We start from the raw sequence: 3,671 nt of genomic DNA on the forward strand, positions 1-3,671 counted from the left end.
GGTATCTGCGAAGAATTAGAGTACCGAAGCCCTGTGGTTCTGTCACGGGGCTTTTGTACATCTGTAGCCTGATCTTTCAACAAGCTCCCCGTCACACCTCACTTCATGTATGTGAAAAAATTTGTAGTGCCCGCCGCAGTCTCACGTCCGGAGCGTAGCGACCGAGTGAGCGAGGAGGCGTCATTTCATCTGTCCGTGCATGGTATTGCGGACGCTCCTGAGCCACATATCACACCTGCCACATGATGCACTTTCATGATTACCGTACCCATGCCAACATAGTAAGCCAGTATACACTCCGCTAGCGCTACGTGACTGGTTCAGGGCTGCGCCCCGAAACCCGCTAAAAGCGACTGACGCGCCTGCGGCTTGTCCAACACCGTGCCGCGCGGGAAAAATTTCCCGCCCGTCCCGGTGTTATCAGGAGGCTACTCTGGCAGATAAACGCAACAAGATGCTCACGATGTGGGTGACGGAAGACGAACACCGGCGGCTGCTCGAGCGGTGCGACGGCAGGCAGCTGGCGGCGTGGATGCGTCAGACCTGCCTCGATGAGAAGCCGGCACGTGCCGGCAGACTGCCGTCGATATCGCCGGCGCTGCTGCGCCAGCTTGCCGGTATGGGTAACAACCTGAACCAGATCGCCCGGAAAGTGAATGCCGGTGGTGCCGGTCATGATCGGGTGCAGATCGTGGCCGCCCTGATGGCAATCGACGCGGGACTGGAGCGGCTGCGGCATGCGGTGCTGGAAACAGGGGGGGATGATGATCGTTAAATTCCATCCCCGGGGGCGTGGTGGTGGTGCCGGTCCGGTGGATTACCTGCTGGGAAAAGACCGGCAGCGCGAGGGGGCGACCGTGCTGCAGGGAAAGCCGGAGGAAGTCCGGGAGCTTATCGATGCCTCGCCGTATGCGAAAAAGTACACCTCCGGTGTGCTGTCGTTCGCGGAGGCTGAACTGCCGCCCGGGCAGCGGGAGCAGATCATGGCCAGCTTTGAGCGGGTTCTGATGCCCGGGCTCGATAAAGACCAGTACAGCATTCTGTGGGTGGAGCACACCGACAAGGGGCGGCTGGAGCTGAATTTCCTGATCCCCAACACTGAACTGCTGACCGGGAAACGCCTGCAGCCGTACTACGATCGCGCCGACCGGCCGCGCATCGATGCCTGGCAGACCGTGGTGAACGGCAGACTGGGGCTGCATGATCCAAACGCCCCGGAGAACCGGCGGTTACTGGTCACGCCGTCCGCACTGCCGGAAACGAAGCTGGAAGCCGCTCAGGCGATTACACGGGGGTTGCTGGCCTTAGCCTCATCCGGGGAGCTAAAAACGCGCGAGGACGTCACAGGGGCGCTCACAGCGGCAGGTTTTGAGGTGGTCCGCACCACAAAAAACAGTATCAGCATTGCCGACCCGGACGGGGGGCGAAACATCCGACTGAAGGGAGCCATTTATGAGCAGTCTTTTAGCGCTGGCGAAGGACTTGGAGCAGCAATCGAAAGCGCAGCAGCAGAGTACCGGCGAGATGCTGAAAGCCGCATTCAGCGAGCACGAGAAGTCTGTAAAAGCGGAACTGAGCGCAAGCGCGAAGAGAATCAGCGACGCCATCAGCGCCCACGAGCAGGGTATGACCGCGGCGATGCAGTCGAACCGGCTGAGCGTGCTGCGTATGGTCGGCCGGACGTGGCTGACCATCACCCTGGTCTCGGTACTGCTGATCGCCACGAGCGGGAGCATTCTGTGGTGGCAGGGGCAGCAGATCACCGGGAATTACCAGACTATCCGGGCGCAGGAGCGGACGCAGGCCATGCTGTCGGAGAAGAACCACGGCGTGCAGCTGTCGCTCTGCGGGGAGAAGAAACTGTCCTGCGTCAAAGTGAACCCGAAAGCGGGAGCTTATGGGGAGGAAGGGAACTGGATGGTACTGGAGAGGAAATAGCCCATGACGGAACTGGAAAAACAGTTGCTGACCGCATTAGAGCAGTTACATCAGGACTACTCGCAAAGGCTGGACGAGTGGGAGAGCGCCTTCGCGGAATGGCAGAAGATGTCTGGTCTTATGCAACGGGAGAACGCGGCGCTGAACGAGCGCGTCACGCGCTTGAGTCAGCAGGTGGCGAACTTGAGCAGGCAGTTACAGCGTTTGAGCCAGTAGTGCAGCGGCATGAAATGGCGGTGGCCGCCGAACGGGCATACGAGCAGAAACAGCATGAAAAAGAGCTGGCTGAAACCCGTTCCCGGCAGCGGAGCTATAACGGTCCGACGCTGGGCTGACTGCGCGCATCCAGTGACAAACCCCAAGAAGAAGGGCTCATAAATTTCCCGCTAAATACGGTCGTGATGTTTCCATCACAGCGTATACAACGGAGGGATTATGAGACTGTTTAACGTGATTGAGACGGTGCTGAACTGCCTGTACATGGCGCTGGAGATCTGGGACTGGCTGGAGAAGCATTTTCCTGTTTTTAAGGCGTTCATCCGGATTCTGGCCTGAAATCAGACCGTATGCATCTGGCTGCATGACCATGCAGCCGGGTAAAATTTATCTGTCACGAACGGGGCGGTGTATCGGGTGGTTTGTTGCCGGTTTTACCTGACTGCCGCCCCGTTTGTGGCGAACCTGTCCGGAGCGGTGCGGGCAACGGATGTTATGGTAAATACAGGCATTATTCCTTCAGATAATGTTCCTTAAATTTCTCATGTCCTTTATCTAGAAACTGCTTAACGATGAGGCCTAACTCAATCACGTTACAACGAGAAGGTGTGTAGCCGTTACCAATGATGTCACATATATCAAAACCGAGAGCAATATGAGGTGGGGTAGTCATTGTTTGGTTATTCTCGTAAGCGTCGGCGACTCCTCTGGCTAAGATAGGGTAATATTTTTTGATAGCGGCTTTTCTCTCATTAGCGTTATGTTCTCCATGAGAATTTACTATCCATTTGGCAATGCTATCGCAAATTTCTTTAGCTAGGTCTGGTTGGTAATGTCGGAAGGCGTGATAACTGTAAATGGCGAAGCTAAGCAATTCTATATTCGAAGTGTTTAGACCTAGAGTGTCGTAGGCTGCCGAGTTCATCATTTCGAATGAGATTCCAGCTACAGTTTGTTCACCAGATCTCACATACGCTGATTTATCCATCTTTTTACACCATAAAATAAATATTAAGCATAAAAATACTAATGCCCCCGTGGTGGGTATACCAAAAAACGGGGAGCGGAGCGACCAGCGTCTGGCCGTTCTATGTTGTTCTGATTGTGTGGGTGTTGTGCCAGACTGGGCAATCGCATTTCACCGCAACTCCTGCCTTGAATCTCACTTTATCAGGTGCTTGTTATCGTACAGCGAGACGGGGTAGAGCTTAACTCTTTCGCGGCTAAGTTACGTTTCCACCGTTTGCCTGTTTATCCTGCCGGAGTCCGGGGCGTAGACCTGAGTTTCAAGGGTGCAGATATGATTTTAATGTCGTTGAATGGTATTAAGCTGGTAGTGACAAGGCTAGCCAGCCCTGCTAGGATTGGATTGCTACGTCTGATCCTGGCAGGTATCTGCGAAGAATTAGAGTACCGAAGCCCTGTGGTTCTGTCACGGGGCTTTTGTACATCTGTAGCCTGATCTTTCAACAAGCTCCCCGTCACACCTCACTTCATGTATGTGAAAAAATTTGTAG

4 protein-coding genes and 1 pseudogene are annotated in these 3,671 nt (G+C 54.9%); 4 read left to right on the plus strand and 1 reads right to left on the minus strand.

Translation table 11 applies throughout. The features are described 5' to 3' along the window. The first annotated feature begins 454 nt into the window (after nt 1-454). From ABTW55_RS14340 to ABTW55_RS14355, 4 genes and pseudogenes are all read left to right on the plus strand, one after another. On the plus strand, nt 455-775 hold the full coding sequence (locus tag ABTW55_RS14340; RefSeq protein ID WP_024243919.1) for a MobC family plasmid mobilization relaxosome protein: 321 nt from the start codon (nt 455-457) through the stop codon (nt 773-775). Continuing rightward, nucleotides 765-1,082: pseudogene (locus tag ABTW55_RS25185) on the plus strand (nuclease); the annotation flags it as partial. The gene ABTW55_RS14340 and the pseudogene ABTW55_RS25185, both read left to right, overlap by 11 nt. Before the next feature lie 370 nt (nt 1,083-1,452). After that, nucleotides 1,453-1,938 (plus strand): MbeB family mobilization protein, encoded by a 486-nt coding sequence (locus ABTW55_RS14350; RefSeq protein ID WP_000096578.1) that lies wholly within the window; start codon nt 1,453-1,455, stop codon nt 1,936-1,938. 3 nt (nt 1,939-1,941) lie between these two features. After that, nucleotides 1,942-2,154: an MbeD family mobilization/exclusion protein gene (locus ABTW55_RS14355; protein ID WP_000137423.1), complete on the plus strand. Its 213-nt coding sequence runs from the start codon at nt 1,942-1,944 to the stop codon at nt 2,152-2,154. 511 nt (nt 2,155-2,665) lie between these two features. Here the strand turns inward: ABTW55_RS14355 and ABTW55_RS14360 are convergent. Beyond that, a complete protein-coding gene (locus ABTW55_RS14360; protein WP_024243917.1) occupies nt 2,666-3,142 on the minus strand; it encodes a hypothetical protein in 477 nt (158 codons plus the stop codon). Nucleotides 3,143-3,671 lie beyond the last annotated feature (529 nt).

This window comes from Serratia sp. SM04 (genome assembly GCF_040280225.1).
GTDB lineage: Bacteria > Pseudomonadota > Gammaproteobacteria > Enterobacterales > Enterobacteriaceae > Serratia > Serratia sarumanii.

Bases quoted from the DNA above. Each gene is read 5' to 3' on its own strand.
- ABTW55_RS14340 (WP_024243919.1), top strand. From the start codon at position 455: ATGCTCACGATGTGGGTGACGGAAGACGAACACCGGCGGCTGCTCGAG.
- ABTW55_RS14350 (WP_000096578.1), top strand. From the start codon at position 1,453: ATGAGCAGTCTTTTAGCGCTGGCGAAGGACTTGGAGCAGCAATCGAAA.
- ABTW55_RS14355 (WP_000137423.1), top strand. From the start codon at position 1,942: ATGACGGAACTGGAAAAACAGTTGCTGACCGCATTAGAGCAGTTACAT.
- ABTW55_RS14360 (WP_024243917.1), bottom strand. From the start codon at position 3,142: ATGGATAAATCAGCGTATGTGAGATCTGGTGAACAAACTGTAGCTGGA.